The sequence below is a fragment of the Saccharomonospora saliphila YIM 90502 genome, from assembly GCF_000383795.1.
Taxonomy (GTDB): domain Bacteria; phylum Actinomycetota; class Actinomycetes; order Mycobacteriales; family Pseudonocardiaceae; genus Saccharomonospora; species Saccharomonospora saliphila.
Genome location: NZ_KB912640.1, coordinates 9,528 through 15,058 on the forward strand (window position 1 = coordinate 9,528; position 5,531 = coordinate 15,058).

Below are 5,531 nucleotides of genomic sequence, written 5' to 3' on the forward strand. Positions count from 1 at the left end.
CGTCGCGCCGTCGCGAGGGCCGTGCGTGCCTCGTCCAGGTCCTCGACGGGCACCGGCGGCAGAGGCGCACCGTCGGCGTCCACGGCACCCGCGGCGTGAGCGCCCGTCGGCTCAGGGCCGGGATCGACCTCGGCGTCGAGGAAGTCGGCCGGGACGCCGACGTAGACGGGGCCGCTCTGCGGGGTGAGCGCGAGGCGGGCGGCGTGGCGCAGCACGGCCCCGAGCTCGCCCGGGCGCTCCACGGAGAACGCGGCCTTCGCGACAGGGGCGAACAGGGCCCGCTGGTCACCGATCTCGTGCAGGCTCGCCCGCACGGTCCCCGCCCGCCGCAGGTTCGACGGCACCTCGCTGGCGAGCACGAGCACCGGCGATCCCGACGCGCGCGCCTCGCCGACGGCGGCGAGGACGTTCGCCGCGCCCGGCCCCGTGGTCACGAGTGCGACGCCCAGCGCGCCCGTGGCGCGGGCGAATCCGTCGGCCGCGTAGCCCGCCGCCTGTTCGTGCCGCACCCCGAGCACGGCGATGTCGGAGGAGGCCAGCGCGTCCCACAACGGCAGGGTGTGCACACCGGGCAGCCCGAACGCGACCTCGACACCGAGTTCGGTGAGGGTCTCCACAAGCGTGCGTGCACCGGTCGACGCCACCCGCCGAGGATACGATCTTGTTCAGGCCCCGGTCACCACTGCCTCGCCAGCCGTTCCGCCTCCGGCGGCGGCCCGGGTGCAGTGCCGTCCCCGAACGGCCTTCCGCCCAGTGCCTCCCGGCCGTGCGGGCTCGCCCAGCCCGACAGGTCGGGGCCCTTCGGCACGATCCCTGTCGGGTTGATCTGCTCGTGCACCTGGTAGTAGTGGCGCTTGATGTGGTCGAAATCGACCGTGTCGCCGAAGCCGGGCGTGGTGAAGAGGTCCCGCGCGTAGGCCCAGAGCACGGGCAGTTCGGTGAGCTTGTTCCGGTTGCACTTGAAGTGCCCGTGGTAGACGGCGTCGAAGCGCACGAGCGTGGTGAACAGCCGCACGTCGCACTCGGTGATGCTGTCGCCGACAAGGTAGCGGCGGCGCTCCAGCCGCTCAGACAGAGCGTCGAGCCGCGCGAACAGCCGGTCGTAGGCCTTCTCGTAGGCCCGCTGCCTGGTGGCGAACCCGGCCTCGTAGACGGCGGCGTTCACGTCTCGGTGCAGCACGGCGTTGAGCTCGTCGATCTCGTCGCGCCGCGCCTCCGGGTACAGGTCCGGTGCGCCGGGGCGGTGATGCGCGGTCCACTCGGTGGACAGGTCGAGCGTGATGCGCGGGTAGTCGTTGGTGACCAGCCTGCCGCTGGGGATGTCCACGATCGCGGGGACACTGACGCCGCCGGTGTAGGAAGGCTCGGCCGCGTGGTACGCCTCGGCGAGGTAACGGATGCCGAGCACGGGGTCGCGACCGTCCGGGTCGAGGGTGAACCGCCAGCTCTTCTCGTCCTGGATCGGGTCGGCCACGGCGACCGACAGCGCGTGCTCCAGTCCGAGCAACCTGCGCACGACGAGCGCGCGACTGGCCCACGGGCACGCGCGGCTGACCACCAGCCGGTAGCGGCCGGGTTCGACGGGCCAGCCGTCGCGCCCGTCGGCGGTGATGCGGTCGGCGAAGTGGTTCGGAGCGCGGTGGAACTCGCCGGTCTCCGGGTCCGTCGGGATCGTCATGGCCTTCGACGATAGTACGTACACTCGCGCGCACGACGTGATCGCACGTCGGCGAGGACGGCGAAGTGAGGCACGCGATGACTTTGATGTCCGTCACCGATTCGGTGTTCCTCGCCGTCGAGACGCGCGAGCACCCGATGCACGTCGGCGGGCTCGAACTCTTCACCCCGCCCGCGGACGCGGGCCCCGACTACCCGAGGGACCTGCGTGCCGCACTGCTGCGGCACACCGACGCCCGCCCGGTGTTCCGGCGCCACCCCGCCAACCCGGTGAGCACGCGGGGATACGTGGCCTGGGCCGAGGACACCGAGCTGGAGCTCGACTACCACTTCCGGCATTCGGCGCTGCCCGGCCCGGGACGCGTGCGGGAGCTGCTCGAAGTGACCTCCCGCTGGCACAGCACCCCGCTCGACCGGCACCGGCCGCTGTGGGAGATTCACCTCGTCGAGGGCCTGCAGGACGGGCGCTTCGCGATGTACAGCAAGATTCACCACGCGCTGATGGACGGCGTGTCGGCGCTACGGCAGCTACGCGGGGTGCTCAGCACCGACCCGGACGCCCGGGACTGCCCGCCACCGTGGGGGTCACCTCCCTCGGCCGAGGGGCGGACCGGTTCGCCGCGCCGCGGGTTCCTCCACGGCCTGCCGGTGCCGGACCCGCGCAGGCTGGTGCGCACGGGTCGCGCGACCGTCGGTCAGCTCGCCGGACTCGCCCCGATGGCGACCCGGGTGGCCACCGAGGCGTGGCGCGAGCACCGGTTGACCCTGCCGCTGCGGGCGCCGAAGACGATGCTGAACGTGCCCATCGGCGGAGCGCGGCGGTTCGCGGCGGAGTCGTGGGAGCGGACGCGGATCGCGCACGTCGCCCACGCCGCACGGGTGTCGAGCAACGACATCGTGCTGGCCATGTGCTCGGGCGCGCTGCGGACCTACCTGACCGAGCACGGCGCACTACCGGACGAGCCGCTCGTGGCGATGGTGCCGGTGTCGTTGCGGGGGCGGACCGAGGCGGGCGCGACATCCGGCAACCGCATCGGCGCGATTCTGTGCGACCTCGGTACGCACCTGGCCGACCCGACGGCGCGGCTGTCCCGGGTTGCGCGGTCGATGGCCGACGGCAAGCGCTTGTTCAGCGACCTGACCCCGATCCAGGCGCTCGTGCTCTCGGCGTTCAACGTCGCTCCGCTGGCCGCGACACCGCTGCCCGGGTTCGTCGAGCACACCCGTCCGCCGTTCAACATCGTGATCTCGAACGTGCCGGGCCCGCGCGAACGGTTGTACTTCAACGGGGCGCGCCTCGACGGCATCTACCCGGCGTCGGTGCTGCTCGACGGGCAGGCACTCAACATCACCTTCACCAACGGCCCCACGACTCTGGACTGCGGCATCACCGGCTGCCGCCGCAGCGTCCCCCACCTCCAACGGCTGTTGGGCCACCTGGAGCAGTCGCTGGCCGACCTCGAATGCGCCGTCGCCTGACCCCTCACCCCCGCGAGTCGCCCTCCACAACCCGCGAGTTGCCCTCCACAGGCCGCGAGTTGCCCTCCACAGGCCGCGAGTTGCCCTCCACGGGCCGCGAGTTGCCCTCCACGGGCCGCGAGTTGCCCCTCGTTGTCTGGGTGTCGCCCTCCACAGGGGGTCACCGGAGCGACTTGTCGGCTCACGCGGAGCTTCGCCGGACCTGGACGCCTGGCTCAGCAAGCCAACTCACGGCCGTCTCGTGCCGGCTCGGGAGCTGACAGGGCAACTCGCCGGGCGCGAAAGGGCAACTCGCGGACCCGAAAGGGCAACTCGCGCGCGCGAAAGGGCAACTCGCGGGTCAGTGGGGGCGGGTCGCCGGGCGGTCGGTGGGCCACGGGGCGATCTCCTCGACCAGCTTCGCCACGGCGAGCACGAGGTCGTCGGAGTGGCGCGGCCCCACGATTTGCAGACCCACGGGCAGACCCTTGGACGTGAAGCCGGCGGGCACCGTGATCGCGGGCTGCTGGGTCATGTTGAACGGGTACGAGAACCGCGCCCACTGCGGCCAGGTCTCCAGACCACTGTCCGGCGGCACGTCGTGGCCCGCCTCGAACGGCGGGATGGCCACTGTCGGCGTGATCAACACGTCGTGCCGGGTGTGGAACTCTCCCATGTGGATACCCAGGTTCGCCCGCACGGCGCTGGCGTCGAGGTAGTCGCCCGCGGAGTAGGTGTGCCCCTGCTCCCAGACCCGGCGCAGGCCCGGGTCGACGTGCTCCGCGCAGTCGGCGGGGAAGGTGTCCAGCCACTTCGCCGCCCCGGTGGACCACAGCACACCGAACGCGTCGTAGGGGTCGCTGAAGCCGGGGTCGGCCTCCTCCACGGTCAGCCCCGCCTCGGTGAGCGCGGCGACCACGGACACCACCGCCCGCGCGATCTCCGGTTCCACGTCGACATAGCCGAGCGTCGGGGAGAACGCCGCGCGCAGCCCGCGCACGTCACGGCGCACGGCCTCGCGGTAGGTGCCCGCGGGCGGTGGCAGCGCCGCCGGATCGCGGGGGTCGGGCATCGCGAGCACGTCGAGCAGCAGCGCCACGTCGTCCACCGACCGGGCCAGGGGACCCGCGTGTGACAGCGGCCCGAACGGACTGGCCGGGTAGAGCGGGATGCGGCCCCCGGTCGGTTTGAACCCGACGACTCCGCAGAACGACGCGGGGATGCGCACCGACCCGCCGCCGTCGGTACCGACCGACACCTCACCCATCCCGGTGGCCACCGCCACCGCGCTACCACCGCTGGACCCACCCGGGGTCAGCGCCGGGTCCCACGGGTTGCGAGTCACCCCGTCGAGTGGACTGTCGGTGACCGCCTTCCACGCCAGCTCCGGTGTCGTGGTCTTACCCAGCAGCACCAGCCCGTGCTCGCGCATCCGCGCGGTGACCGGGCTGTCCTCCCGCCACGGCTGGTCCCGTTCGATGCACAGCGATCCGCGCAGCGTCGGCCAGCCCTGCGTGAGGAACATGTCCTTGACCGAGGCGGGCACACCGTCGAGCCACCCGATCGGGTTTCCCTCACGCCACCGCTCCTCCGAGGCGCGCGCCTGGTCGAGAGCCACCTCCGGGTCGACCAGGGTGAACGCGCGGTATTGGCCGTCGACCTCGGCGATCGCGTCGAGCGCGACGCGGGTCGCCTCGACCGGCGAGACCTCGCCCGACGAAAAGGCGGCCACCAGCTCGCTCGCGGTCAACAGGGATGGCGTGCTCGGCATAGCTCTCCTCGGTCGGCCGTGGAACCCGGGCGCGGCAGCCCTCGGGCCCGGCGGCACCACCCGACCGGCCGCGCCCGCTGGCGCCGTGTCGGCCGTGTGTCGCCGGTGTTACGTCGAAGGCCCCGAGGGTACATAGCCGAGCCGTTTGTCCACGACATTGCGTAGCGGCCGCCCGTCGATCCATCGCTCGAAGTTGTCGGCGAAGACCTCGACCAGCGCGTTGCGCCAGCCGACGATGTCACCCGACATGTGCGGAGTGATCAGCACGTTGTCCAGCGTCCAGAGGGGACTGTCACTCGGCAGCGGTTCGGTGTCGAACACATCCAGCGCCGCACCGCCGAGCGCACCCGAGCGCAGCGCGTCGATCAGGTCGTCGGTCACGACCAGCTCACCACGACCCACGTTGACGAACCGCGCCCCGGGCCGCATCGCGGCGAAGGCCCGCGCGTCGAACATCCCCTTGGTTTGCTCGGTCAGCGGCGCCACCGCGACCACGAAGTCGTGGTCGGGCAGGTGCTCGGGCAGCGCGTCGGTACTCACCACGGCGCCGAAGTCCGGGTCGTCGCCACGGGCGCGCCGTCCCGCTCCGGTCACCCGCAGGCCCGCCGCGCGCAGCAGGCGCGCG

The 5,531-nt window shown here is 72.3% G+C and carries 5 protein-coding genes; 1 reads left to right on the forward strand and 4 read right to left on the reverse strand.

Going from position 1 to position 5,531, the window contains the following annotated elements; translation table 11 throughout:
- Both SACSA_RS21625 and SACSA_RS0105160 read right to left on the reverse strand, forming a co-directional pair.
- On the reverse strand, positions 1 to 644 hold a 644-nt coding region (locus SACSA_RS21625; protein WP_019814097.1), incomplete at its 3' end, for a thiamine pyrophosphate-binding protein.
- Positions 645 to 676: 32 nt separating this feature from the next.
- Entirely contained in the window at positions 677 to 1,678 is a 1,002-nt protein-coding gene (locus SACSA_RS0105160; protein WP_019814099.1) for a glutathione S-transferase family protein, read from the reverse strand.
- Positions 1,679 to 1,755: 77 nt separating this feature from the next.
- Here SACSA_RS0105160 and SACSA_RS0105165 point away from each other — a divergent pair, with 77 nt between their 5' ends.
- On the forward strand, positions 1,756 to 3,156 hold the full coding sequence (locus SACSA_RS0105165; RefSeq protein ID WP_028661557.1) for a WS/DGAT/MGAT family O-acyltransferase: 1,401 nt from the start codon (positions 1,756 to 1,758) through the stop codon (positions 3,154 to 3,156).
- A 340-nt stretch (positions 3,157 to 3,496) separates the two neighbouring features.
- On the opposite strand, the gene SACSA_RS0105170 is transcribed toward SACSA_RS0105165, so the two are convergent.
- Together SACSA_RS0105170 and SACSA_RS21630 are read right to left on the reverse strand one after the other, a co-directional pair.
- Complete coding sequence (locus tag SACSA_RS0105170) at positions 3,497 to 4,906, reverse strand: amidase (protein WP_028661659.1); 1,410 nt, start codon at positions 4,904 to 4,906, stop codon at positions 3,497 to 3,499.
- A 108-nt stretch (positions 4,907 to 5,014) separates the two neighbouring features.
- On the reverse strand, positions 5,015 to 5,531 hold a 517-nt coding region (locus SACSA_RS21630; protein WP_019814105.1), incomplete at its 5' end, for a D-2-hydroxyacid dehydrogenase.